A 25,494-nucleotide genomic window follows, 5' to 3' on the forward strand; every position below is an offset into this window, starting at 1 on the left:
AACACCCCCAATCATTGAAGCCCCCACGGACGAGACCACGGGCGCGGACAACGCACCTGAATCCCCATACCGGCCGCGGCCAACGTCATCCCCACCGGTAACTGAATCTTTTTCGTGTACGGCGGGATTGGATAGCAGAACGTGACGCCGTTCATCTGTTGCCAGTACGGGATCTTCAGGCGTGACGTGGCCTGATCAGCTTCCTCGTCGGTGTCATACACGATCGTGTCACCGGCCGTGATCTTTGGCAGCCACAGCTTCCGGTCTGCATCAATCTCGGCGCGCTCGTAGCGGTCGTCACCAAAACTGAAGTCCGGCAACATCGGTTTCGCTGCACCATGCACGACGTATTTCAGCCAGATCGGGACATCCGTCGGATTCGACACCGACACAGTCCCGTAATTGATCGAACCATTGAGAGTGCTCGTAGGCGACTCCCACAGGTCGGTCACATCGTTCTTCTCATACCACCACGGATCGTTTGCGACACAGGTCATTACAACCTTTTCGATCTGCGTCCCATTCGGATCGTGCTCAGGTTTGAACTCAGGATGCTGAGACATCCGCAATTTCAGATAGCGCCGCGAATCCTCGGTAGTGATCCACAGCTTGCAGTCCTGCTCATACGACCAGCCCTTACGCCACTCAGAGTCATTGAAACTCCAGTTCTTGTCACCATCATCATGGTGTGCGTAGACTCCGAATACGATGTCGCGTTGCAGGTTTCGCTTGCCCCCATACGTTGAACCCGTCTGGAATGCATGCGAATTTTGAATCGTTTTGACTGGAGCATCGTAGATACCGTCCACATCAGTACCCAGGACAATGCCACGATCGCCTTGTCCTGGGCCTGCCAATGTAAACAAGTTGCCACGAATGTCCTCCAGCTCGACAAGAGTGTCGGGCATTCGTTACCTTCTTCGTGAAAACGTCAGAGACTGCTTCCTGCGATCAAGGCGGTCCTGCCGCAATGCCGCATCAATATCCCTGGTTTGATAGGTGACGTTCGGTCGGTCAGCATGCTCGACCAGGCGATCTACCTGCGACATCAGTCCAGACAGATCCAGAGACGCACCGTCGCCACCACGGTTCGTTGCGCCACGCATCAACGCGAAGTCACGAGACAAATTCAGTCGCTCGTCCGCCGTCAGCATCCATTCCTCAGCGCCCGACAAATTCAACGCAGCCGTGCCGTGAGGAACCGGACCACCGCCATCACGCAGGACAGTCGGCATGTTCAAAGCGTCAGCAAGTCGCTTCTGCCAATCATCGCCAGCCACAGAAGCAATAGCCGTCTGCCAACCAGGCGCGCCCGGAGTTGCCGGCAACTGCGCATCAATCTCGGCCTGAGAGAACGACGGAGCCGCAGCCACAGGCTTCGGCTTAACCCCCATCAGCCCTTCCCAGTCCGTTGTGATCCAACGAGACTCCGAAAGCGCACTAGGAAGTTGTTCGAATGCGGCGTCAACCAGAATGCCGACTACGTCAGTGCCGTAGCTCTTTACGCGATCCTTCAGATTGAAGGTCTTCGCGCCGTCCCCCGCCTTCGCCTTTTCGAGAGCGTTCTGCGCCGAGAACACGGCTATGTCGGCTTTCTCTCGGTCGATGGATGTGGACTCGGCCGCTGCATACGTCTTGTCACGAGCCAGCTGCGCATCAACTACAGCGATTTCAGCGTTCCGCAACGAGATCGCATCATCAGTCATCGCGCCCTGAAGCTCAGGCGCAGGACCAATCGCCTTACCCGCACCCGTACCGTCACGCTTTTGCTCAAGCTCACGGACTTTCAGCTCCGCCCGCTGAACCTTCAACTCAGCTTGCTGCCTGTCAGCGTCAGTTTTCTTCTCGTTCGCGTTGACCTTGTCCTGAGCTTCCTTCGCCTGAATGACCGCTACACGAGCCGATTCCAGCGCCAGAGCATCCTTCTCAGTCCACGGCTCGTTCGCCACACCACCCGAGTACGACGCGCCAGAGCCACCTGTGAGAGCCATCTGCAATGCCGGTGAAAGCGCCGAATCCGGAAGATGGATCTGCGCAGGGAACTGACTGTCGTCATAGCCGGCAGCGTTACCGCCGAACGTCGAACCGGAGTTACTGCCACCGTTCTCGACATCGACCCGAGACCCGTCCTTGAAGAACAACGTGCCAGCCATATGTTCCTGGCTGACACCGATCCGGAAGTGGCCTTCACTGCCACCAAGCTGCATGCCCTGAAGGTCACCGCCGAGGATCGAGTATGTCGTCCACAGACGCCGCGGTTGCTGCCCCATGCCGGTTGCAGCGATGTGAGACATGTACATCGAGCAGTCCCACGGCCCGTAGTCGTAACCGATACCGGCCTTGGCTCGGGCAAAGTTGATCATGTTGTCGAGGCCGTCAGAGCCGATAGCCCCACCATCCGCGAACTTCCCGACCTTGCCTTGCGCTAGCGCAGCACGGAACCGGAAGACACCTTCTTGCCCGCCCAGACTGTCAACATCCGCAGTGGTGAGCATGTGCTCGCCAGGCATCGCCAGAATCGGAACAGAGTCCTTACCTGGAATGCCGCCTTCAATCGGTCCACCTAGGGCTCGCCCACTTATTTGCTGCTGGCGAGCCATCTCCGCCCATGCTTCAGGCGAACCAGGTCCGTACTGCAGCGCCACGTCTCGAATCGAGTTGTACTGAACGCTGATCGTGACCGTCTTGTCCTTGATCCCAGCCAGATCGTCCTTGACCTGCTGTGAATTCGCCAACGCCTCTGCGATCTTCAGAACAACTGCAGGATCAGCCGTGGACTTCGACAACTCAGCAAGATCCTGAGTGGTGATCGCCTTACCCTCTTTGAGCTTCGTGAGTATTGCAGTCACCTGCGGCGTTGCTTCAAGCCCACTCAGCATTGCGATAATGTTCTCGGACTCTTGCGCGTTCAGTTTGAAGCTCTGATTGTCGAGAGTCAGGAGTGTTGAGATGACGGAGGGGATTCCGATGTACTTATCGGCCATCCGTTGCGCCTCATCGCCAACGATCCCCATCGTGGCAATCTGGTCCAAAAACGTCTGACGCGAGGCCGCAACAACCGCGGTCGCATCAGCCTGCGCGCCAGCAAGATCGCCAACATTCTTCTTCGCTTCGTACGCTGCCTGAGCATTCGCCAAAGTTGCCTGCTGCTGAGAGTTAGTCGCGTCCAGCAGGCGTCGGCCAGTCTCAGTGCTCACGTCAAACGCGCCGTTGACAATCGCACCGACGCCAGCTGCATCCGCGAACGCTGCCTTTGTAGCGTCACTCGCTTCCGCAAGGCGGGATTGCGCCTGCTCTAGCCCAACAGTTCCACCGTTGAAGATGGTCAGCGCATTCGAGAGCGCGGAGAGTTTCTCTTCGGCGCTGCCTGCCATGCCGCCCAGCTTCTGCATTGCATCGCTGAACTGACTGGCAGGTGAACGACCCTTCTCTAGAGCCGCAGCGGCATCCGAAGCGCGCTGCTGGGCAGCAGCAAGGTCGACGTTCGACTTACCGATCTCAGTGCCAAGGTTCGCAGCTCCCTGGCCAGCGGTGTCCATTCCGCCCTTGAGTGCGCCCAACGATTCCATCATCGACGAGTTCGCCGCGCCAGACGCACCCATGTTGCGGTTCCAGTCTTGGATCTTTCCGTTAACTTCGTCGTACTTGCCGGGAGCCCCACCTAGTGCGTCAGTAAGGTCCTGCAGAGAGATGCCAGCCGCTTTGTAGTTCTTCTCTGAATCTCGGTACAGTTCAGAAGAAGTGAGCGACCTCTTGATATTGTCGTCAATGACTTGGTTCGTGCGACCAAGTGCGTCAGCCTGATTCAGGTGTGCCGCAACAAGGTCAGTCTCAGCGATCCCGTAATCCCTGGCAGACTTGATTGCGCCACTATCCGCAAGTTCAGATGCCTTCTGCTGATAGGTCCGTTCTGTGATCGCGCCAGTCTGCTCATCCAAGGTCCCAATGAGGCTCTTGATTGACTCCTCATGCTCAGCGGCTGCTTGCGCAGCCTTCCGCTGATTCATCGAATAGATCGACAGTGCTGCAACGACACCCATCACCGCAAGCCCGGCGGGACCACCCAGAGCGCCCATCAGCCCACCAGCAGCAGTCTTGAGACCTGCAAACCCAGCAGCGACGGTGCCGGCTGTACGGCCGAACGTAGATGCACCAGCGGCGGCGTTCACAAATGCGCCCTGCATGCTTGCAATCGCGGGAGAGTGTGTCCCGAGGCGCTGGATGGACGAACCGAAGGACCCCATTTGGACGGTGCCGACACGAGCGGTGTTCACCAGCCCGCCACTCGCGGTCACAATCGATCGCAACCCGGTGTAAGCGCTTGTCGTGGCCGGACCGATGCCCTGAATGCGGGTGCCGAGACCGTGTGCAGCGGTTGCCATCCGGCCCATGCCGTCAGTGCTCCGCGCCATGAAGGCCGAGCTGGCCATCGACGCAATCTTGAACGCCACCAACCCGGTAACCACAGCTTGAATTGGCCCCGGCAAAGAACCGAAAGCGCCAGCAGCAGAGGCTACAACGCCGACAACCGGGGTTAGCACTGCGAGCGCGGTCGCTCCAACGCCCGTTGCCAGCGAAAGCCCACCTTGCAGCGTATCGAGCGCGCCACCAGAAGTTGTTGCGCCTTCCGCAATCTCAACAAGACCGTCGCGAATACTCAATGCCATCTCACGCATCGAGTCGCCGGCGCGAACAACATTGTTGAACGTCCCCGACAGCATCGGCAGGTTCGTCAAAGAACCTGAGATAACTTCGTTGAAGCCCTGGACCACGCCACCCGAGTTACCAAGCGCCACATCAAACTTGTCCAGCGCACCGTCCGCCAAACCAACGGCCGTATTACCGAACGAAGTCAGTGGCCCGTCAATCAGGTCATACAACTGCAGCTGCAGTCGCTCGGATGTGTTCTCGATCTTCTCGAATACGCCAGGCAAGCCCTGATTCTGCGCAGCAGCGAGTTCAGCCGCGGCACCCTGCCGACCGATAGCCTCCCGCATCAAGTTCCAGCCATCGGATCCCTGCTCAGCGGCGACGCCAGAAAGGCGCATGGCATCCGAGCCGAAAAGCGTTGCCGACGCCTGCTGATAAATCTCGGGAGTCAACTCGGCAGAAGCGTCCTTCAACTGCCCGAACAGTGACTCCATGCCAACGAAATTGCCCTGCGTGTCATACACAGTGAGGCCGAGAGTTTCCATCGCAGCCTGAGCTGGCTTACTCGTGTCAGTCAAAGACAGAAGCGTTGACTTGAGCAGCGTTCCTGCGTCAGATCCCGTGATGCCGGCATTGGCGAGAACACCCAGAGTTGCAGACGTTTCTTCGATCGAAAGCCCGAACTGGTTCGCGACGGCACCCGATTGCTGCAATCCCGCGGCGATATCTGTGATCTCAGCGCTCGACGCGTTCGCGGCATTCGCCAACACATCGGAAGCTGTTGCGGCATAACTTGCATCAAGTCCGAACGCCTGCAAAGCCTGGGACTGAATTGTTGCCGCCTCGGCGGCATCAATCTGCGCTGCAGCGGCAAGCTGCAAAGTGCCTTTCGCTGCTTCCATCGACTGGTCGACAGAGAACCCGCCCTTGGCGAGTTCCGTCATCGCAGCAGCAGCATCATTAGCTGAGGTGGCGGACAACTCAACATCGTTGCCGAGTGCCATCGCCTTCGCCTTGATGGCGTCCATCTGCTCGCCAGTAGCGCCGGAGACACCAGACATCGCGTTCAGAGTTCGCGTGAACTCGTTACCTTTGTCAATGATCGACCCGAACGACACAGCAGCACCTGTGAAGGCGAGTACTCCGGCGATCTTTCCCGCGAAGTTCGATGCGGCCTCGCCTGCACCTTCAAGGCCTTGTTCGAACTGAGAGTTGAACTCGGACAGGTCTGCTGCGACCTCGACATCAATGCGACCACCAGCCACGGCCACCTCCTATGGAAACGCCGGTAGCCCGAAGACTCGAAGTCCACGGGCTACCGGAAATATGAATATTCAGTTGTCGCTCAGCGCGTACAGAGTTATCTGGCTTGAGAAGACCGCATGAGATGATCTGAATATGAAAATGAAACTTGCCTACGTACTGGCAGCAGTAGCTGTAGCGATTACTGGGTGCGGATCAGAGCAGGAACAGCCCGTTGAGCAGGCCCCCACGGCGACGCAAGATCCTGCGACCGCCGCTGCAGAAGCTGCGTGTATCAAGCGGATGAGCGATCTCGCAGAGGCGGCGAAAGATCCTGTCTATTCCGAGGTCACTACTAGTGACCATGGGAACGGGCTCTATTACACAACAGGTCGCCTGCAAGGGGTGTTCTCATCGACGGTCGGTGCGTTCGACTACTCCTTCAACTGCGCCACCACCCAAACCGGCGGCACCTATAACGCCAACCTGGATGTCGACTACACAAGCGGAAATCCGTAAATCCTCGGGATCAGCCGACCTGCCATTGTGTCACCAGGTTCGCCAAACGCGGTTTGGGCTTCGGCGGCTCAACCACAGCACGCTTCTCCAAAAACTCCGCCACCAACAAAGACGTATCCGACACAGACCGCTTACCCACCGGAGGCAACACAGGCAGAGGCGGAGGCTTAATACCCTCACGCTTCCGCCTGTCCCGCTCCCTCTGAGCATCCTTGTCATCAGGATCTGCGATCCAATTCGCGTACTCAGAGTTCAACCAGTAATCATCGCGATCCACCAGCATCGCGAGATTCTCAGAATCCCGCTTCTCCGCCTCAAGCCACTCCATCACCGCACGGATCTTCAACGCGCAGTCCCGAAGTGGCTCCCTCAAGATTTCGCGGAGGCCTCGACCGTAGTAGCGTTCGCATCCTGTGAGGGCAGCGCTCCATCCATCCCGCGTAGTGAGGCAGGCAAGAGCGCCAACGCTTCCCCCGAAGTCAGCGTCGAAATGTTCCCGAGCTTGTTGATCAGCTTCACAGCCTGCTCAATTGAACAGTCACCGAGATGTCGTGCAATCGCACTACCACCTTCATCGCCTGCGATCAGCTTCATCGCCAACTCGATCTGATCGGCACGCAAATAGGCACCAAACTGAATCGACTCTTCACCGCTGTAGCTTCGTCGGATGTCGAACTTCGCATCCTTCAACTTCACCGGAACAGGTGGAAGATCTTCAGTGTCCAACACGGACAGAAGGTCAAAAGCATCATCGACCTCATCTGCAACCACCTCAGACTCAACCACAGTGGGCTCAACCTTCGAAACAGACTTACGGGGTGCGCCAGGCATACAAAAAACTCCTCAAATTAAGGTGCGAGCGGGTTACTGTTAGTCAGAAGCTGAACCGGCGACAACGCCAGCAACTCAAGCTCAAAGCCATCAATCTTGTCTCCACCAAGCGAACGCGGAGGCGGAGTGAACAACGTCGCCCGCTCGCAATACAGCACCTGCTTGTCATCCTCATCCTCAAGGCGCAACAGGATCGCGAACTCCTCCGAATCCCCAATCACCCACTTGAAGATTCCGGAATCCGGTGCAGTCTCAACGATTTCACCGCCCTGCAACAGGGTCAGCACAGTCGCCTTCGAGTAATCGACAGGCTTCAGCTTCAAACGATCAGAACGCGGGCCGCGAGCAATCTTGTAAGACGACTGGCGGTAGTTCCAGATCGGCAACTCCTTGGTGTCCTGGCTGGGGTTCTGCTCAAACCCCGCCTCAATACCGCCGAACGCATCCCAAGTCACACCAGGCGCAGTGCCAGTAACAAGGGTCAAACCAAACGGATCAGTAGGTGCCGCAGTGCCAGCAGGAGCACGGAACGCGTCACCATCCTGCCAAACATAAGCCTTATTCGGATCTGCATGAGTACTCACAAAAAACCTCCAGAAAAGCCCACACCAAGCGCGGGCAGAAATAAGTGAGTCCCACCCCGAATGCGCCTGGCGCGGCAAACATTCAGGGCAGGACAATTGAGACGCCACACATCGGTGGCGAGTTAGCGGACGATCATCTTCAAGTCCCAACGCACAAGCGCACGGAACAACAGATTCTCGGGACCACGTTCGGCATCAACATCCGTAATCGGGCCGTCAATCCACTTCGCAGCCCACGAACAATTCCGGAACCGTCGCTGCGACGATGGAGCCTTGTGCACCAGACGCCCAGCAATGTCAGCAATGTTCCACGCCAACTCTTCCGGATCCGTATCCCCGCCCAAGATTTCAAGTTTCGGAACCCACACATCGCACTGAATCATCGGCCGGCGCAACATCGGATCCTCCCCATAATTACTGGGAGCGGACAAGGTCACGAACGGACCAGTCAGAGGATCAGGGATGTCCCGCGTCGAAATGTTTACCGCAGGAACAAGTGCAGTGAACTCGGCATTGTTGATCAGAAAGTCGCGGATAGCTCCAGGAGCGAACGGTGTGAAAGCAGTCATCAGGCCCTCGATCCCCGAGGTTTGAACCCGGAATACTTGCCGTGCTTGCGGGCAGCGTTCGTCATCGCCGCAATGCCGCGCATCCTCGACGTTCCGTACTCTTTCCAGAACGCCTCCGGATCGTTGTCCTCAACGAACACACGGTCACCTTCCACTACCAGCGCCGAACCCCCAACGAACTCCCCTGTGCGCCTCGGAGCTGTCGCATCGAACTCGGATTTGATCTTCTCCGCGATTTCCTTGCGACCCTCGGTGGACAGTTCCCGAGCCTCCCGCTGCGCGTTGTCACGGTAGATCGTGACCCGCGCCATTAGCTGACCTTGAGGTCAGACTTCACATCCGGCTTCGAGACAGGCTTCACAGGTTCCGGCTTCGGCGTTTCCGCCGGCTTCACCGCACCCTTGTCGGCCACAGCCTTCAGATGCTTTTCGTACGTCTTCGAGAATTCATCGGTGAAATGCACACCGTCCTCGTCGGTATAGGACACAATCGCCATAGTCACTCCTGGTAATCAGTTGAACTCCGCACAATCGCGGAAATGTATGCAGGCCTGCGTGTCCCACGAACCGGACGCCTAACCCGAGGGCGGCCGACAACCGTGAACACAGTCCCATCAGGGCCGCGGAACTTATCACGCGGCACAGGGTGCGGATTGAGGCCCGGATCAAGCAGCAGCACATAAGAACTCACCACATGGCCGTCCACGAACTCCACGTTGCCAGCATCAACAGATGAGGACGCCAACTGCCTCTGCTGCAGCAAACCTGACCATGGAACCTCGGTCGGGTCGCTCGGACGCCGATTTCCGGTGGACGGATCGAGCGTGGGCGGGTTGTCGCGCAACAGCACCCACGGTTCAGGTAGCCGCCGCATCAGCCCGGCACAATCGTGAAAGCGCCACCGAATTGAACTCCCACCGCTGGATCGAGCACAGCCAGATCATCAGCGGAGAAGAAAATCAGCGACGGATCGACATCCACATACGTGGTGCTGATCTCCGGGTACTGTTCCGAGCGGACCCGCAACCCCACTCGCATAGCATCTACAGCGCGGGCCACCGCAGTGACCAGGACACCCGTAACGAGCGCAGGACTCAGTGAGCCCTGCGCGATACGGGTGTCGATGTCCAGCGGATACGCTCGCAGTCGAGCCGACGCGAAGTCGATCAACGACTCAACCTGAAGGCGTTCAGCGTCATCGAAGGTTTCCCCCAGACGAAACTGAACGTCTTCAACTGTGATGAGCGGGCTAAGCGGTGCCGTCACTCGATGCCCCTGCGGGCTTCTTGGGGGCTGCCTTTGCGGGAGTGGTCTTCACAACAGGCTCAACCTTCTCGGTCTCGACCGTCTCAGCCTCAACCGTTTCGGTTTCAAGCTTCTCGATCAGGCCACCCGCAGCGAGACGCGCAACATCCGCTTCCGACACATCAAGCGGCACAACCGCATCCTGATACAGGTACTTCAGCTTTCCATCAGCACCATTCACCCCGACAAGGGGCGCAACAACAACATAGGACATACTCAAACCCCTCAGATTCCGGTGATCTTGATAGCAGCACCAGGCTCGTTCACATACGGAACACACACACGCCGGCCACGAACACGCCACTGATCGTTGTCCTCGTCACGAATCGACTTCGTCTCAACGATGGCACCGGCATAACCTTCACCCAGCTTCTCGTCGCCGATACCACCAAGAGCGTTGGTGTCAATGATCCAAGCGCCAGCAGCGGGCAGGTTCGGGGTCGGGAGAATCGTCAGACCCGCAATTGTGCGGAATTCGCCCGAGTAAACAGCATTACCCTTGTCCTCGCGGGCCATCAGGGTGGACAGCTTGTCGTCAGATGCGAGGATCGCCCAAGTAGCATCGTCGACAACGATCACGTCAGGGTCATAACCCTTATTCAGGCCGGTGACCTTAGCCTTCGCGAGCATGATGTCACGAAGAATCTTAGGATCAACACCGCTCCAAGTGGATGCGGCAGCCTGAGTGGCCGTGACCTGAGAGGCAACCAACGACAAAGACAACGAGTCAATTGTCTTCACAATCTGATTGACAATCGTGTTGAACGCCTTCTCAACCGGGGAGAAGTTCGACCGCTTGATCTTCTCATCCGTGATCGGCACGTCCTGGCCCCACTTGGTGACCCGAACAGCCTGCGGGGTACCCGAACCGACACCAGCCAGCGGGTACTCAGCGCCAGGCGAAATCGCCTCAACCGGACGATCAGTGTAAAGCGGGTCATCCTGATCGAACACGATCGCGCCGCCCGACACATCCTGGCGGGAAGTCAAAATGAAATCAGAGATGAAACGCTGATTCGCAATCTCATTCACCCGAGTCGCCACAGCCGTGGGGCTGTTCAGGAACCGGTTGATCGTTGCAGTGTCCGCAGAGAAAGTGGGCGGACCAGCGGGATAAGTAATAGCCAATTTTCGGCCCTCCAGAGCCTAAAGAAGCCCACCACGAGAACGTGAGGGCTTCGAAGAATGAAATAAGAGAAAAGGAGCGGCACTCAGCGGAGCGCGACACGTACCTTGCCGCCAGCAGCAGCGGAAATCGCAATTCCCACAACCTGATCGAACGTGCCAGCGCCAGCAGTGGCGACAGCGCCAGCAGCAGCAGTAATCACATTCGCGCCGGCAACAATCGGGCCCGTTGCGGTCAACTCGTGAACACCGCCACGATGCACAGTCACCGTCTCGCCGACAGCAGCATCGAACGCCGCGACACCAAACCAGGCAGCAGACGCGGCACCTGCAGGAGCGACAGTGCTGTTACCGGAAATGGCAACCACCTGCCCGCCAGTCACAGCAGCCGACGTAGCGATCGGCACATCAGCGCCAGGCTTACGGATCGGAGTATATTCAGCCATAAGTTTTGTCTCACTTTCGATTCGGAGCAGACCCGTAGACCTGCTCGTAGAGGAGTTGATCCTCGGTTTTGGTCGGACTGGGCTGCGGTCCCGGAGACGGAACCGGAGCAGGAACGCGAGGTGCGTTCGGATCGACAGCAGCCACCGGGGCCACCAACGTCGGCTGCAGGATCGCCCAGTCAGCCGCAAGTTCTTCGGGAGTCGAGCCTTCGAGGCGATTCACCCATTCCTTGGGGACGCCGTTGTTGTAAGCGAAGTTAAGACGCAGATTCTCCTGCGCTTGCTTCTCCGCCGCAGCGGTCGCTTCAGTCGCAATCTTCTGCGCCCGTTCAAGTTCCGACAGCTTCGCATCCTCAGCCGCCTTCGCATCAGCAGCAGCCTTGTCGCGCAAAGCCTTCAAATCTCGTTCAGCTTTTTCTGCACGTGCACGTTCGGCATCGAGCGCCTTCTTGCCGGGGTCACCGAGACCCTCGGGGTACTGAGGTTCAGCCGTCGCGGCAGGAACAACAGGAGCAGTCGGCGCAGGAGCTGCGGGCACAACAGGTACAGCCTCAGGAGTGACACCAGGAACCGGCGGCACAACATTCGGATCAGAAACAACGGGAACAGCAGGGGTAACTTCAGACATAGGTAGAACGCCTCCATCGCGGGGGAATTGGCCCGCACCGGATCGCCCGGACGGGAATGAGAACAGCCACAGACCGTGGCCAAAAGAATTTGGGTACAAAAATGGCCCCGGAGCAGAAAGCTCACAGGGCCTCAAAGATTGGGATCTATCAAGTTGCGTTGGTTACCAAGATTTCACCGGTTTCGGGTATGAAAAAACCCCGAAGCATCAAACACTTCGGGGTTCAACGGCAAAGCTCACGCTTACGCAGCAGAGCGGACCCGTTCAGCAACAACACCCTCACCAGGAGCGTCATCAGACGTCAACAGCAAACCCCACTGAGTACGTGCAACCAGCGCATCGAAGATGGACTGTGCGCACCGCCGGCGAGCAGCCAAACCGCCCGCGTAGTAGATCTCCACCAACACAGTGCCGGCATCCTCAGGATCCGGGGAAACCCCCACCCGAGTGCGATCATCCGGAGTCATCCACGGCTGCGGCCCATCCAGCACCGCAGCCCCGAGAACATCCGAAACCGCCGAAACAACATCATTCAGGGAGGAAGCGCCTGACACTTCCACGTAATCGACGTTAGCCATCAGAGCCTCCAATCCTTCGTTGTAGCGGCAAACCATCTGCGCCGGCGGCACCGATGATCCAGATCTCGTGCACATCAGCATATCTACCAATCAAGTTCGAAGACAGCTCTTCAGCGGCCTCGAAACTGATATCCGAGCGGTTGATATCCAGAATCCAACGATTCGCCTGTTCACCCATGCTTTTGGTGATCTGCCGCATGATGGTGTTTCTGCTGGAAGATGTAGGCGATTTGAACTCCCACGCGACAGCCCCGTCAGGTCCCTCGATCAGAACATCTTCACGGCGAGCTGCGATCGGTGGGCGGAACGTCACGTTATGACCCAGCAGCGCCAGCCGCTCAGCAGTGTCCAACTCGTGTTGTTCCACATGCTTAACCTGCGTGCGGTCCACATTGCCTTTTCGGGGCGGATCGCCCCCTTGGATCGATTGACCACGCGTCGGAGGCTTAACGGGAGGCTTCCCACCACCCCCGCCGGTCAAAGGAACCGGCTTCGATCGCGCGGGAACCTCGTCCGCCATGTAGCCATACAGCTTCAGGAGACGCAAAGCATCAGGACGATCCTCGGCCATCGCCATAATCGACTCAGGCATCAACCTAGGTGCACTCGCCTGAAAGTTACGTCGTCCGCGAACATCAGTCGATCTACGGGCAGACCCCGCGTTCGACATCGCCCGGTAAGCGACACCTCTACGAGTCACACCTTCGTGAGTCGCGAGCAGCTCCTCGCCGAACACCTGCGCCGTGGACATCCCCCGACGTGCATTCACAACCTGACTGATGTCAGCACCCTCGCGAATCGCCTGCGCGCCAGCAACAGTGAACTGCCTTTCCTGCTGCTCCACAGAAAGGGACTCGAAATACTCGTTCGGATCGGTGGTCAGATCACCGGAGCGGTTTTCCGTAGATGGGATATGCCGGCAATCGCACCCAGGGTGCCTAAGGAACCCCACGTTGTACTTGTAGAACTTGCCCGCCAACACTGTGCACCGCGGACACGACGGCGGATTGAGCATTCGCACGTACCCGACTCGTCGCCTCGATGCGATATGCAGCGACGTTGCAGCGCGAGACGCATCCGCAACCTGTACCTGCAGCCTCACAAGCAACGCAGAAAGCCCCGACGCCCATGCCTGAGCAGTAGACGCACCCTGAGCAACCTGGCCCTTAGCGGTGACCACAGCGCCGTACATCAATGACTCCAGCGCACGCCCATCAGAGGCCACACCGACCAAGCCATCAAGATTCGGCACCGCATCCGGTTGAACGCCAATACCCAACTCGTCCAGCACATCAGCGACATACACACCCGACCCGGCCATCGCCCGACCTTGACCAGAAGCCACCAACTGCATAAGCATCGGCAAATTCCGGTCGAACCACGCATCGAAATCGGAAGGCGGTCGAGAACCCCACATATCGGCGGCGATCCCCAACACCTCAGCCGTAATCCCCCGCTGCTCCGCGTAGTGCGCGGCCGCAGCATCAGGCAGCATTCGCCTTCACAATGCCGGCAATCTGATTTGCAGGAGAGACTTCCTCATCCATCTTCCGCATCTGCTCCCGCTGAGTAGCGCTGTACCCCAGATCGATACGCGTCTGCTCCAACGGAACCAAACCAGACTCATACTTTTTCACCGCAGCATCAGCAACCTGCGCCACAGTCGGTGTCGATGGATCACGCCACACCGTCTCCAACTGGTAATCGCGATCCTCCAGCTCAGGATTCCCTCGCATGAACATCAAGTTGATGCGCTGAACGTCCTCCCACGCCCCACCGAGGAACGTGTGCTTCCGCTCAACCTTCTTCACCAACTGCGACTCCGAAGAACGCATCGCATCCGCCGAAGGAGGATTGTCACTGTTGAACCCCATGTAATGAGGCGGCAGCGCAGCCATCTGGGAAGTCAACTGCGCCAACAGTTTGATCGTGCCATGGAAGTTCGCGAGGTCGGCCTCAGGGAAGGTGCCAACATTGACATCTTTGTTCTCAGACGCCCACAGACGCCCCTTGATCTTCGACCACGAACTCACCGGATTGCCCTGACGGTCAACGAAGTCGCTCGCCTTCAACCCGAACGCCCACCGGCGCGGCATCGCATGAAACTCGGCCGAAGTCATCATGTCCGTAGCCATCTTGTTCGCCGCATCAGCTAACGGAATGATGTCCCTGAACTCCGTCATCCCATCCGGACGTAACAGGCGAGGCTTATTGACCAGCGGCACAACAGGAACAATCCCAAAGTTGTGCTTGTCTTCGAACCCGTCCTGCTTCCAGTCGCCACCGTCTTTGACGAACTCCACTGTCTCAGCAGGCGTGTACACGAGGACATGCTCGACCTTGTCCAGGTCTTTCCACTTCTTTATCGCCGCATTCACCTTGCGGGTCTTCGGATCGCGCTGCGCCCACACCTGAAACGGTGACTCGACCGTATTCCGCGGCGGCTTGTCCTTCTCCTCATTCGAGGAAATCAGCACGTAGGCTCGCGACAACGCCAACGAATCCAGATGCCCCTGCTGAGACTGCTCATCCATGTCGTTGTACTGCCAACACGCCCACAGATCTGCATCCTCAGTGTCCGAGTCCGCATACCGGAAACCTTCGACATCCAAACGGTTCTCATACGCATCAGCAACCAGACGAGCCCAGTTCAACACCAACTCGACAGCGGTGTCACCAAGCTCTTCCTTCATCGCCTCAGACATGTACTTGAGAGGCTGCTCGCCCTCCAAATAGTTGTCCCACTTCGTCAGATTCGCCAGATCAGCCGTCAAACCCTTTTCAAGAACCGGGATCAGGTCAATAGCGTTCACAGTGTCGGCCATCGGCACAACCACCCACTTTCAGAAAACAATCATTCGGCTACTCGGAGCATCCGACCAACCAGCCTCACGAGCATCAGCCGCAGCCTCATGAGCAAGAATGGAAGCCATTGCAGGATCAATCTTTTGATGATCCGCCGGCTTACCCAACACATACTTCTGACCCGGCTTCGCGACCTTCCGACAATTCGCCATAGCGATCGCCGTAATCGGACAACCATCCTGAGTGATTCGCCCACTAGCCAGATCCGTCTCAAAACGCCTAATAGCGTGAAACATTCGATCAATCTTGTTCGTCGGCCACTCCGACACATGCCCATCACCATGAGCAAGAGACCAATCACCGATCTCCGAATACCAGTCCTGCGGGTCACAATAGAACCGGCCAACACGCCACGTCGAAAAGATCTCATCCACAGCAGCATTCACCTCGCCACGCGGAATCTGATCACCCCAATCAACAGGCTTCCAAATCGTCGGCAACCGATCAGGCCCATACAACGGCGTGAACTGAAAACCATCACGCGTCTCAGCCCGAATCGCAGTCCAGTCATTATTTTCCGACCCGTCGAAACCCAACGAGATCGCAGTTCCAGGAGCAGGATTAGGCAACGCCTCTTTCTTCGACACCAGCGAACCTCGACTCCCACAAACCATCACGAAGCCAAGACCCCTGGCCATACACCAGCCGATTACCGAAGAACCGCTCAGCCTGAGCCGGATCACGCTCCAAAATCTCGGCCGCGTCAGCCTCGATCGAATCCAGATTCACCCACCACGAACCCTCGTAGACATACTGGTGAATCTTCCTACGATCACGCTTGTTCCGATACGACAGGCCAGCCGGCGGCTTCCGATAGAACCGGAAAATGTCCTGCACCTGAGACTCATACGTAGCCTGCGCAACCGAATTCTCGGACGGATCCCAACAGTTCGTGGTCTCCAACGTCCGACCACCCATACCAGCAGCACCACGACGTTGCGTATCAGCAACATTCACCATCTTATTAGTCTTGGTGTACAGACCGGTTTCATCCTGCAACGCGAAACTAATCGGATTACCAAGACGCGAATTCGCCGACGCAGTCACAACATCAATACGGTCACCATCATCATCGCCAGACTCACCAGCAATACGAATGAAACCCTCACGCGGATACATCAAATCCGACAACGGACCCAACTTGATCATCGCCACCAGCGGGCGATACACATTCGCAACCTGATCCTCAGACGTAGCCGTCAACTGAATCAACGGCGAAGGATGACGCATCCCCATCGGCTCACCAGGCAAATACGGGTACTCCCAACCACACCCACAACCCCAATCGGAGCAGGCATAGCCATCACCCTCACCAGCCCAACCAGCAAACAAACTCGGACCAACAGCCTCCACAGCCACAATCCCCGCCGACCACGGACCCTTACCCGTCTTCTGCGGAGCCACAATCTGCGAACGCCGATACGTAAACGCCTGATTCAACAACGGATTCTCAGGAACCCACTCAGCATCCGACCGAATCCTGTAATGGTTAGCCGTACACCAAAACTGCCAGTCAGCCATCTCAAACGGCTTACCACGCTGAAACCCATTCGGGACACGACAATGCTGCCGCACCCACCCATCCTGCAAATCACCCAACGTCGGAAAATCAACCACAAACTCACTGCCCGACATCAACAGCCCGCAACCGACGCTCAGGAGTACCTACCGCAACAACAGGACCAGAACTCTCCTCACGAACAACGCCCACCTCATCCGACGCGATCGACCAACCATTCTCACGCAACCCCGCCGGCGACATCCCCACCTGATCCGCCAAACGAAACATCGCAGTAGCCTCCCCCGGACCAGCGTCAGCAGACTCAGCACGAACCTTCCACCGAACCCACATCGCAACCGTCTCCCAACGCCACGACTCCCTAGCCCACGCAGCAGCCTGAGGCGACTCCCACGCCTTCCCCCACACCTCAAGCTCACGAGCAGTCCCAGACCCAAACGGCCAATCAGGCACCGGCCCCGAATAACCCTCAGCCGGCAACACCACACCACCACCCACACCACGCCGATCAGAACGACCAGAAGTCGGATCAGGCTGCGGCCCAGACCTACTACGAGCACCACCACGAGCCACCACAACCACCACCTTCAGCAGCATCGCGCCGCATCAAACCAAGCCAGCATCGCGCCGGCCTGAAAACTTTTGAACTATTCGCACCATTGCGCGCCCTCTGTTGTGTCCGGGGCACCAGTTGCCTTCAAGTGCTCGGTGTTCGGTTACTGCTGCGGCTCTGCGCTTCTGCTCAGCGGCTGTGCGTGTGCGCTTGGTGGGTGTGGTTGCCCACTGGTGGGCGTCACGCTGCGCCCTGTGCTGCCTGCACTCTGGCTCTGGTTGCATGTGGTGGCATCCGGGTTGTGAACAGACGCGTGTGCGTGCTCGTGGCATGGGTGCTCACCTCGCATACTCATCGTGTCGTTGGCGTGTCTGTTGCTGTTGTCTGTGTGGGACTGTCTGGTCCCCCTGTGTGCGAGGTGCCTGTGCCCTGTGTGTACGTGTGCCATGTGTACGGATGCCAGGTGCTGTTGTGTTGCACCCGTTGGCTGCTGGCCTGTGTGCTGGCCCGGTAGCCGGTGTGCGAGTGTGTCCGTGTTGGGAGTCGTGTCTTCTCGCCGGCTTCTCCGCTTTTGGTGAGTTGCCTTCGTCGGCGTGCTCACCGTGCTGGCCATGCTCGCGCTGCCCGCTGTCGCCCGCGGATTCTGTTTCAGAAAAAATCTGATTAACAAAAATCTGATTGAGAAGTTTCTGTTTAGATTTGTTTCTGCGTTTCAGATTCGCCGGCAGTTTGTTTCGGCCATCCGAGTTGGCCCCGCGATCAAGCTCCACGCATCCACTGGCGTGGGCGATAGGCACACAGTTGGCTTGCTTCGTGTGATTCCGCCGTGGTTCGCCTTCAGCCCTGAGGCTTTGATGCCGTCTCGGTGGATGGTTGGTGACCAGTGGTATGCGATTGCTGGTGGTTTCTTGCGGGTCATTCGAGGTCTGTCTCTTCTGTCTGCCCGATCAACTCAGGGATCTCACTCAACAATCCCTTGATGGAATATGTGAGCGGCCCACCAAAAGGCAACGCCAAGTACTGGGTTGAGTCGACAGTGCCTTCATCTGTGAAGCGTTGCTGCCCAACCACGAGTGCATAGTGGGAGACGATCCACGCTTCTTGTGTGCCTTCGGCTTCGTCGGCTGCGGTGGTGAGTTCTTTGATCGCGGCGTCGACTTGTTCGTATGCCCGGGTAAGTCGTTCACTCACGGGCACCTCCGCCTAGCCAGTTCCGCACCTGCGAGTCGCAGCCAGTTCCCCAGAAGTTGCAGCCGTAGCCCTTCAAAGTCCCAGCAGGAGCGTGCGCCTCGATGAAGCCGAGCATGACTTCCTCGCCGTCTTCATTGGCTGTGTGCACGTACAACTCAACCGGCCAGAAGTTGTACTTCTGCATCCAGCAGAGGACGGGCATCACTGTGTCGGTGGCATACCCGAGGTCATGATCGAGGGACAGGCAGTCGATCGGCTGCCGCAGGAGTCGGTGCGTTCGAAGCGTCTCGATCGCGGCTTCCGCAGTCATACGCAGCACCCAGCCGTCAGGCGCGGGACGCTCGTCATCTACGAACAGCTTCACGGGCACCTCCAGGTCATCGATTTATGGAGGAGCTAAACGCCGCTAGCGCTTCTTCGAAAGACGTTTTGACAATCGCAGACGGCGACGGCAACTCGTGCCCGCCAACATTCACAGCTGTATCGATATCCGGACGGTAAGTCAGCGACTTCACGCGCAACTCGCGGCGATGAACCGCATACGCAGCATCACGCACAAGCTCATCCACCGTCGCAGCATGAAACCCAAGCTCCAACAGTTCATCCCGATAGGACGCCAAACCCTGCGCCGTCGTATTGATACCAAGGTCACTGTCGATGCGATTGATCGTCAAGGTTGTTCCTCCAGGTTTTGGGCACAAAAAAGCCCCACCAACCCGAAGGATGGCAGGGCAAGATTTGTTTGACGCGTGGGCTGTAAGGCTTACATGTCCATCATGACAGTCGCAGGGACACACCGGTTTTACTTAACCCCCGTTAAGAATCACCACCCTGTATGCGACGATTCTTCGGTGAACTTCCTCCACGCCCAGGTTGCGCCCGTCATCGTGCAAAATATTCCCCGGAGTCCTCGACATGGCTTACACAACCCGTGGCCACACTTATTGCGGCTAGCGCGGCGGTTATCGTCGCCTGCGTAACCCTCTACGGGGTTAACCGCAACCAACAGCAGCATGTCGACAAAGAGACCGTGGCCGCGATCGAAAGACGGCGCGCTGAGGCGGTATCTGCGCTGGTAGAAGCACTGGAAGCTGGAGACCACGCGTGGAGCACAGTTGGGGCATCTCACGCGTCATATCTGGGAGAATCTGACATGATCCCGCCGACCGCGCAGGACGTCGAAAATTCCCTAAACCGTTTGCGCACCGTTGAAACCAAGCTGCAACTTTTGGGTCTAGATGAGTCCAAATCTACTAAAGACCTACGAGATGCTCTCTACGCAATTTGGCGCAAAATCGATCAAGACCTGGAACCGTACCCAGCATTTGATCCAGCCTGGAAAGCGCAGGCGGAGATGCATAGCGCGTACAGGAGGACGGTGCGGGGCCTAAACACCAAATATGATCCTAAAACTGATCTTGTTCAACTTGGACTTGGTGGTACCGACATTCCTCCACAGGACAACTAGCCGCTCAACTGCCCGCATCCTCTCGTAGTTGGGGTGATCGGCATACACGGCCACGGCCAGAAGCATGTCGGTCCCCGTTCCGCGAGCCCGCCTTCAGTCTGCGGGTGTGCTGCTGTCTACTTCGGGATCATCATCATTCGACTCGTTGCGGGAACTTTCGATTGCTGATTGCGTCTTGGGCTTCACCGATGCGAACTGGCGCGCTGCCTCAATATTTAGAGCAACGGCCCCTTCCAGTCGCCACGACCCTCGCTTTACGAGTTCCCCCTCTACGAGCACAGGAAAATGATCTTGATAGGCACGAATTGCCCATCGGTGTTCCTCACCCTCGAGGTTGACGGTCACCTTTCGAAGGTGACCGTCAACGTCCGCCAGGATGGTGACTGGGCCTGAATCCCCTGGCTCGCCATTATTCAGCGATCGAGACAAACCGATCACCGAACCGAGGATTTCAGCTTTCTGCGGTTTATTGTGAATTTGCAGCGCCTCGGTTACTGCAGCAAGTGCTTGGATCGTCTTCTGCTCGAAGACCACGCGTTCCGGAACTGAAGTTGGTTGCGGCACTGAGGGTGACCAATCGAAGGTCACGTCGATCGTTTGGAGACCTGGTTCACTCGAAATCCTCTGGAGCGCCTCAGCAAGCTCTAGGCTCAAGCCTTCTTCCAGAGCTAGGCCGATCGAAGTTTCGTCACTCGCGACCTTTCTCGCTGCGTCCAAACCTCGCGACAAAGTCCGCATGACCCGACGACCAAATGGCATTATCGGATCGTCAACAGCATCTCGCAGTTCGTCATCGGATTCGTATTCGCGGTCGATGTGTATAGGCGGATCATCCGACGCTTCGTCAGTTTCGCTGGCCAAAGCCATGTTTTTGAACTCAGAAGGCTCGTCATCAAAGCGGGCGACCGCTGTGACAACAAAACTCCCCTTCTTCGTATGGCCTAAACGAAGGTTTTCAGATAGGAAATCTTCAACCTCAACTGGGCGTCGACCCTGATGAGAATGAGAAGGGCTGGCCACAGTCGTCGCTGCTGCTCTCACCATCGTAGAAATGTTGTCGAGCGCCCGTTGAGCCTGTTTGAAAGGAATAGTTCCATCACTAGAGAATTGCTGGATTCTCACAAAAAAGAGGTCCGCCGACAGTGACGTGATCCGTTCCGCGAGGCCCGTTGAATCAATCTGATAGGCCTTCTGAATTAGCTTGTTAGCTTCGAAGAGTCTCGCGTCAAAATCGAAGTACTCGCGATCGAATATGAGAGTGATAGTAGGCGATTTCAAACCTTCGGGTGCACGCCATATCTCCCACTCGTTTGCGTAGTTCTCCACCACCCCCCACCGGTTCGCCCCAAGGAACCGCTTAAGAGCTTGAGGAGGGAGGAGCGTGTCACTAGTTACCCGCTCAATGTCCACCTATCCACCCCTCTCCCACCGCATGCATGATGCCCAGCAGGGCGTCTCTGGTGAACAGGTTCGCTCGCGGGATCTTCACCGTTATCGACTGCTGCCCATCCGGCAGCTCTGGAATATCCAAGCCCAGCACCCAATACATCGAACTCGCTGTAAGGAGCCGGGATTCGTCGTGGTCCAGCCACCCGTCGACGTCGTCAGGCACCACCAACAGGGCCAGCAAGGCGGGCGTTTGACGCTTCGGCGAAGTCAGGTACTTGTGGGTGCGCGCATCGATTGACCACGCAATCTCATCTTCACGCACAACTTTCGTTTGGCTTGTACATTTCAGTTGAATATCGATCTGCGGCCCGAGTCGCACGTTGTACTCCGCAGATGACTTGATCGAGATGTCAACCCCGTCGTAGTCAGTGTCCCAGCTGAGAACTGTGCATCCCGCCGCAGCTACCACCATTCGGACATAGGCAATGCTGATCTGCTGTTTCATTTCGGTATCCGGCAACGAGTCAGTTGGCAACACCAACACCGGTTCGACGATGGTCAACTTGTGACCGTCCTAAATCGCAGCATGCGGTGGACTTTAGCCTAAGACCCGAGTCGTCATCACACGAACTGTCCGCACCGGATCAGACGAACTGTCCGCACTGGCACCACCACAGGAAGCCCAACCCGACAGCGAGGTGTCGAGCGGCACGATTCGTTGCTGTTTCGACGCGTTCTCGCATGTCGGACGCCGCTCAAATCGCCCGCATCGCTGCGAATCGATTGCGAAAGTGAGAAGATTCCCACATGCCTCAATTAGTCGAAGCGCACGTTCAAGAAGATCTCGAAGCCGGCAGAAATCCGCTACTGCGGTGGGTGGCGGTAGACGAAGGAGTTGCGCTCGGCATCCTCACAGCTTCACTCCACCTCTTTCAAGGCTCAGGCGAGAAGGAAAACGAGGTTGAACGCTATGCGTGCGTCGAGATCATTTACAACGCCAGCGATGTCAGGCGAATCGGATACACCCTCGCCCTGCACGCGAAGGCTGAAGTACAAGGGGTGGGACAAACCCTTTATCGAACGGGAATCGCCACCGACAAGGGTGAGTCCACTCTTGAAGAGGCTGGCATCGAACTATCGCCTGACGCAAGGGCCTCCACTCTTTATAGGCACAAGCCGCGGCCAAGGTTGGAGCGCGAGAAGGCCATCGACCTCGGAGACAAGGCACTGCAGTCCGCAGCAACTGAACTCGGGTTGAAGGTTTGGGGCGTTCTGTAATCACGACCACATCCCAAAGTTTTGGAGGGTGGTGGCCTGAACCAGACCACCACCCGCCAAGGCGGACCACGGGAACACCCACAAGCTCACCGGGTCAACACCAACCGCAGTGGCTGGCAAGGCAGGATTCGTGTCACGTGTGGGTTCATAGGCCTATATGTTCATCATCACAGCCGCAACGACACACCAGTTTCCTGAAAGCAACCACGTACTCCGCTGCACTAAATGGAGCTACCGGTCGAGCAATTTTCCCGACGCCTTGTTCAACTTACGAATCTGCTTTGTGGCCGCCCACAGGCCCTTCATCTTCCAGCGCTCGCTTGACCGGTGGAGGTCGTGAATCCGTTCGTGGCAGGTTTGGCACATCGGAGCGAGGTCCATCAGTCGTTCGTTTCCGAGATTTTTGTAGGTTCGATGGTGAAGGTGCATACCTGAGTGTCGAGGAGTGCCACAGCAATAGCAGTTCTTCGGCATCCCTGATCGCCAGTAGTCTTCGCGCTTCTTTCGCCAAGCTGGGCTGTTGATGTACTCCCTGTACTCAAGCCTCGTCTTCGTCGCTTTTCCAGGAACTCCCATCGCCTACCTTCTGATTGCTCGAGCAAGATCTTTCGCGAGTATGCGGAATGCAATCACCTAGTTTAGCGAATTGGACGTACATCAGATCGGCACATTACTGCGTGTTCGTCAACGAACTGGGTCGCCCTTAGACCCGATCTCGGGTGGCAAGACGGTTCCTCGGCCAGACTCCAGTTTTGAGAAGTCACAGTAGCAGGACTTCACCGAACAACCCTCACGCTCTTACCAACCCGAATTGATCGCCGCGAGGACGCACTCATTCTCCGCATCGACCAATCAGCGCACGATCATGTATTCGCCTCGACGTGGATTCTGTTCGGCTGCTTCCTGATCCGAAAACACACCCATCACACCTCCAGATTCGGCAGATAGACGCGAGGTGAGTCGAAGGACCCATCCATTCGGTACCGCTTCCGATACGCCCGCTCTGCGTCCTCGACCAGCGGCGCAATCACACTCGAAACATCCAAACGCGGCACCCCAAGCCAATCCATCAACAAATCCAGAGCGTCACGCGTTGCCTCAACAACGCCATAACTCTCAAACCGTGCTGACACCCAACCGCCATCAGAGAACTCAGCACCACTGACACGTCCGCTCCAACGATTGCCATTGCCGCAATCGACTGTCAGGTAAACCTTCCCGAGCATCGATTTGCGCCACAACCACAAGGCCGCGGGGTCAGACCATGGCAGCACCACAACCTCAGGCTCATCAATCCGCCAACCCGCCTGAACCACCCGCACCAAATTCCAGTTCTCATCCCACAACCGAACCCAAGGCAACTGCTCCCTGCGTTCGATGGTGGTGACGCCGGCACTGTCTACAACAAACACGTCATGCGCGTTCACGTTTTTCCCCTTGTCAACGAAAAGGGGTTGACTCCAAAGAATCAACCCCACAGATTTGACTACGGTTCACGGCAACCGATACTCAGACTTCATGTATCCCTCGTAGTAGTGGATCGGCATCATGTCCGTCCGATTGTTTCGCTGTTGCTCGCACCACCAGAACGCATCCTCGAAAGCATCAGCCCACGAATCAAACCGCCACTGATGAACCGTCCGCATATCCCACTCAGCGAACCCGAAATAGCGCAGAAACCAGTTGGCACGCTTACGGACAACCCACTGGCCGCCCTCTTTGCGGACCACATACTTCGTAGCCATCAGAGCACGCTCAGATCCGACCAACGCCGCTCCGTATGCTCACCAACCAACATCCCCAACATCCCCGGCTTCGACCACACCCCGTACTGATTCAGCATGTACTCGGAGGATCGTTCCGCTTCGAGGGCAGGCATCCCGAACAACGTCCGTCCCTCAAACTCATTGGTGTAGAAGTGATGATAGTGAGCCATGAACCAGAGTGGAACATTCCCCAATGTGTCAGTCCGACCGAGAATCTGACGCTCAATTGCGGACTTCGTGCGGATCTCCGTTGACCCTCCCTTGCCCTTCTCGATGTAGCCGTGAGAGAAGTAGCAGTCAACACCGGATAGGTTCACCAGGACTGCAGGGTCACCGTCGCCAATTGTCCAGTCGATGTGCGACCCGCCGAACGCCTCAGTCTCGGAGAAGAGTTTTTGCACCTGCCGAGCGATATGCGTGGAAGCATTGTCGCCCTGAGACGTGACGGGTTCCTTGGATCCGTTGCGGCTCCACTCGCCATGGTTCGATATGACCGATGACGCGCTGATCGGCAACCCGAGTTCCGCTACCTGCTTGAGTGTCCACACGCGGAGATCGAAGTCGAGTTCCAACTGCTTCGACAGGTTCAGTTCAACTGTGTGCGGCTGATTCCCGTAGTTGTTGCAAACACCTTCAGTCTCGTCACCCATCCATGCCACATGCACAGCGGATGGTGATCGGTTCTGGTTTATCAGCGTGCGGATCGCATCACAGTGGCCGGCCACACCCCGCTTCCAGTTCTCGACCGCCTGCCCGGTGTTCTTCTTCCCAAGTTGCGGGTCCGCGATGAACATGACATACGTGTTCGGGTATTTGAGGCCGGGGTTGCGGGCCGGACGACGGTTCGGAGTGAGTCGCGCCATTCAGCTACTACCGATTCCGGTACCCGCTCTGTCGAGATTCGTTTGAATCGGGCACTGTACTTCCATGCCTGCAAGTCGATTACGTCGCGGTCGCCGTTGTCAGTGCGTTTCGACTGCTGCCACTGC

At 57.3% G+C, this 25,494-nt stretch carries 30 protein-coding genes; 3 read left to right on the plus strand and 27 right to left on the minus strand.

The features are described from left to right. Positions 1-11: 11 nt before the first annotated feature. Entirely contained in the window at positions 12-908 is an 897-nt protein-coding gene (locus P0M12_RS00065) for a phage tail protein (protein ID WP_277377255.1), read from the minus strand. A gap of 3 nt (positions 909-911) precedes the next feature. Beyond that, complete coding sequence (locus P0M12_RS00070; protein WP_277377256.1) at positions 912-5,915, minus strand: phage tail tape measure protein; 5,004 nt, start codon at positions 5,913-5,915, stop codon at positions 912-914. A gap of 133 nt (positions 5,916-6,048) precedes the next feature. Between P0M12_RS00070 and P0M12_RS00075 the strand changes: the two genes are divergently transcribed. Then, positions 6,049-6,411 carry a hypothetical protein gene (locus P0M12_RS00075; protein ID WP_277377257.1) on the plus strand — a complete coding sequence of 121 codons (363 nt, stop codon included), beginning with the start codon at positions 6,049-6,051 and terminating at the stop codon, positions 6,409-6,411. A 10-nt stretch (positions 6,412-6,421) separates the two neighbouring features. Here P0M12_RS00075 and P0M12_RS00080 read toward each other — a convergent pair whose 3' ends face one another. The 20 genes from P0M12_RS00080 to P0M12_RS00175 form a co-directional block, all read right to left on the minus strand. Next, entirely contained in the window at positions 6,422-6,757 is a 336-nt protein-coding gene (locus P0M12_RS00080; RefSeq protein ID WP_277377258.1) for a hypothetical protein, read from the minus strand. Positions 6,758-6,780: 23 nt separating this feature from the next. After that, positions 6,781-7,242 (minus strand): hypothetical protein, encoded by a 462-nt coding sequence (locus tag P0M12_RS00085; RefSeq protein WP_276116671.1) that lies wholly within the window; start codon positions 7,240-7,242, stop codon positions 6,781-6,783. Positions 7,243-7,259: 17 nt separating this feature from the next. After that, positions 7,260-7,826, minus strand: coding sequence for a hypothetical protein (locus P0M12_RS00090; RefSeq protein ID WP_276116670.1), 567 nt, complete (start codon positions 7,824-7,826; stop codon positions 7,260-7,262). A gap of 122 nt (positions 7,827-7,948) precedes the next feature. Beyond that, on the minus strand, positions 7,949-8,395 hold the full coding sequence (locus P0M12_RS00095) for a hypothetical protein (RefSeq protein ID WP_276116669.1): 447 nt from the start codon (positions 8,393-8,395) through the stop codon (positions 7,949-7,951). After that, complete coding sequence (locus P0M12_RS00100) at positions 8,395-8,706, minus strand: HK97 gp10 family phage protein (RefSeq protein WP_210377273.1); 312 nt, start codon at positions 8,704-8,706, stop codon at positions 8,395-8,397. The genes P0M12_RS00095 and P0M12_RS00100 overlap by 1 nt, the downstream gene beginning before the upstream one ends. After that, entirely contained in the window at positions 8,706-8,891 is a 186-nt protein-coding gene (locus tag P0M12_RS00105) for a hypothetical protein (protein WP_277377261.1), read from the minus strand. Before P0M12_RS00105 ends, P0M12_RS00100 begins: the two co-directional genes overlap by 1 nt. Before the next feature lie 376 nt (positions 8,892-9,267). Beyond that, on the minus strand, positions 9,268-9,660 hold the full coding sequence (locus P0M12_RS00110; RefSeq protein WP_210377277.1) for a hypothetical protein: 393 nt from the start codon (positions 9,658-9,660) through the stop codon (positions 9,268-9,270). Further along, on the minus strand, positions 9,644-9,913 hold the full coding sequence (locus P0M12_RS00115; protein ID WP_211921250.1) for a hypothetical protein: 270 nt from the start codon (positions 9,911-9,913) through the stop codon (positions 9,644-9,646). Before P0M12_RS00115 ends, P0M12_RS00110 begins: the two co-directional genes overlap by 17 nt. Before the next feature lie 11 nt (positions 9,914-9,924). After that, on the minus strand, positions 9,925-10,731 hold the full coding sequence (locus tag P0M12_RS00120) for a hypothetical protein (RefSeq protein WP_277377264.1): 807 nt from the start codon (positions 10,729-10,731) through the stop codon (positions 9,925-9,927). A gap of 179 nt (positions 10,732-10,910) precedes the next feature. Then, positions 10,911-11,270 (minus strand): DUF2190 family protein, encoded by a 360-nt coding sequence (locus P0M12_RS00125; RefSeq protein ID WP_277377265.1) that lies wholly within the window; start codon positions 11,268-11,270, stop codon positions 10,911-10,913. 10 nt (positions 11,271-11,280) lie between these two features. Continuing rightward, a complete protein-coding gene (locus P0M12_RS00130; RefSeq protein WP_210377285.1) occupies positions 11,281-11,898 on the minus strand; it encodes a hypothetical protein in 618 nt (205 codons plus the stop codon). Positions 11,899-12,140: 242 nt separating this feature from the next. Continuing rightward, positions 12,141-12,476, minus strand: a complete 336-nt coding sequence (locus P0M12_RS00135; protein WP_210377287.1) for a hypothetical protein — start codon at positions 12,474-12,476, stop codon at positions 12,141-12,143. Next, a complete protein-coding gene (locus tag P0M12_RS00140; protein WP_277377266.1) occupies positions 12,469-13,971 on the minus strand; it encodes a hypothetical protein in 1,503 nt (500 codons plus the stop codon). Before P0M12_RS00140 ends, P0M12_RS00135 begins: the two co-directional genes overlap by 8 nt. Further along, the gene (locus tag P0M12_RS00145; protein WP_277377267.1) at positions 13,961-15,301 is read right to left on the minus strand and encodes a phage portal protein; all 1,341 of its coding nucleotides are present in this window, start codon (positions 15,299-15,301) and stop codon (positions 13,961-13,963) included. The genes P0M12_RS00140 and P0M12_RS00145 overlap by 11 nt, the downstream gene beginning before the upstream one ends. Before the next feature lie 18 nt (positions 15,302-15,319). Then, positions 15,320-15,928, minus strand: coding sequence for a terminase (locus P0M12_RS00150; RefSeq protein WP_257230614.1), 609 nt, complete (start codon positions 15,926-15,928; stop codon positions 15,320-15,322). Then, positions 15,903-16,976, minus strand: a complete 1,074-nt coding sequence (locus P0M12_RS00155; RefSeq protein WP_211921263.1) for a terminase — start codon at positions 16,974-16,976, stop codon at positions 15,903-15,905. The genes P0M12_RS00150 and P0M12_RS00155 overlap by 26 nt, the downstream gene beginning before the upstream one ends. Further along, positions 16,963-17,130, minus strand: coding sequence for a hypothetical protein (locus tag P0M12_RS00160; RefSeq protein ID WP_277377318.1), 168 nt, complete (start codon positions 17,128-17,130; stop codon positions 16,963-16,965). Before P0M12_RS00160 ends, P0M12_RS00155 begins: the two co-directional genes overlap by 14 nt. 1,198 nt (positions 17,131-18,328) lie before the next feature. Further along, on the minus strand, positions 18,329-18,604 hold the full coding sequence (locus P0M12_RS00165) for a hypothetical protein (protein ID WP_210377296.1): 276 nt from the start codon (positions 18,602-18,604) through the stop codon (positions 18,329-18,331). Beyond that, positions 18,597-18,968 carry a cyclic-phosphate processing receiver domain-containing protein gene (locus tag P0M12_RS00170; RefSeq protein ID WP_277377269.1) on the minus strand — a complete coding sequence of 124 codons (372 nt, stop codon included), beginning with the start codon at positions 18,966-18,968 and terminating at the stop codon, positions 18,597-18,599. The genes P0M12_RS00165 and P0M12_RS00170 overlap by 8 nt, the downstream gene beginning before the upstream one ends. Positions 18,969-18,981: 13 nt before the next feature. Further along, positions 18,982-19,278 (minus strand): hypothetical protein, encoded by a 297-nt coding sequence (locus tag P0M12_RS00175; RefSeq protein WP_210377300.1) that lies wholly within the window; start codon positions 19,276-19,278, stop codon positions 18,982-18,984. A 257-nt stretch (positions 19,279-19,535) separates the two neighbouring features. Here P0M12_RS00175 and P0M12_RS00180 point away from each other — a divergent pair, with 257 nt between their 5' ends. Beyond that, positions 19,536-20,072, plus strand: a complete 537-nt coding sequence (locus P0M12_RS00180; protein WP_277377320.1) for a hypothetical protein — start codon at positions 19,536-19,538, stop codon at positions 20,070-20,072. Positions 20,073-20,165: 93 nt separating this feature from the next. On the opposite strand, the gene P0M12_RS00185 is transcribed toward P0M12_RS00180, so the two are convergent. Together P0M12_RS00185 and P0M12_RS00190 are read right to left on the minus strand one after the other, a co-directional pair. Continuing rightward, positions 20,166-21,398: a hypothetical protein gene (locus P0M12_RS00185; protein ID WP_277377279.1), complete on the minus strand. Its 1,233-nt coding sequence runs from the start codon at positions 21,396-21,398 to the stop codon at positions 20,166-20,168. A gap of 73 nt (positions 21,399-21,471) precedes the next feature. Next, positions 21,472-22,023: a DUF4365 domain-containing protein gene (locus tag P0M12_RS00190; RefSeq protein WP_277377280.1), complete on the minus strand. Its 552-nt coding sequence runs from the start codon at positions 22,021-22,023 to the stop codon at positions 21,472-21,474. Between the two features lie 245 nt (positions 22,024-22,268). On the opposite strand from P0M12_RS00190, the gene P0M12_RS00195 reads away from it, so the two are divergent. Then, on the plus strand, positions 22,269-22,739 hold the full coding sequence (locus tag P0M12_RS00195) for a hypothetical protein (protein ID WP_277377281.1): 471 nt from the start codon (positions 22,269-22,271) through the stop codon (positions 22,737-22,739). Positions 22,740-23,662: 923 nt separating this feature from the next. Here P0M12_RS00195 and P0M12_RS00200 read toward each other — a convergent pair. From P0M12_RS00200 to P0M12_RS00210, 3 genes are all read right to left on the minus strand, one after another. After that, positions 23,663-24,166, minus strand: coding sequence for a hypothetical protein (locus P0M12_RS00200; RefSeq protein WP_277377282.1), 504 nt, complete (start codon positions 24,164-24,166; stop codon positions 23,663-23,665). Positions 24,167-24,232: 66 nt separating this feature from the next. After that, positions 24,233-24,484, minus strand: a complete 252-nt coding sequence (locus P0M12_RS00205) for a hypothetical protein (RefSeq protein WP_277377283.1) — start codon at positions 24,482-24,484, stop codon at positions 24,233-24,235. After that, positions 24,484-25,299 (minus strand): hypothetical protein, encoded by an 816-nt coding sequence (locus P0M12_RS00210; RefSeq protein WP_277377285.1) that lies wholly within the window; start codon positions 25,297-25,299, stop codon positions 24,484-24,486. Before P0M12_RS00210 ends, P0M12_RS00205 begins: the two co-directional genes overlap by 1 nt. Positions 25,300-25,494 lie beyond the last annotated feature (195 nt).

Origin of the sequence: Rhodococcus sp. RCBS9 (assembly GCF_029457415.1) — a bacterium.
Classification (GTDB): Bacteria; Actinomycetota; Actinomycetes; order Mycobacteriales; family Mycobacteriaceae; genus Rhodococcus_F; species Rhodococcus_F qingshengii.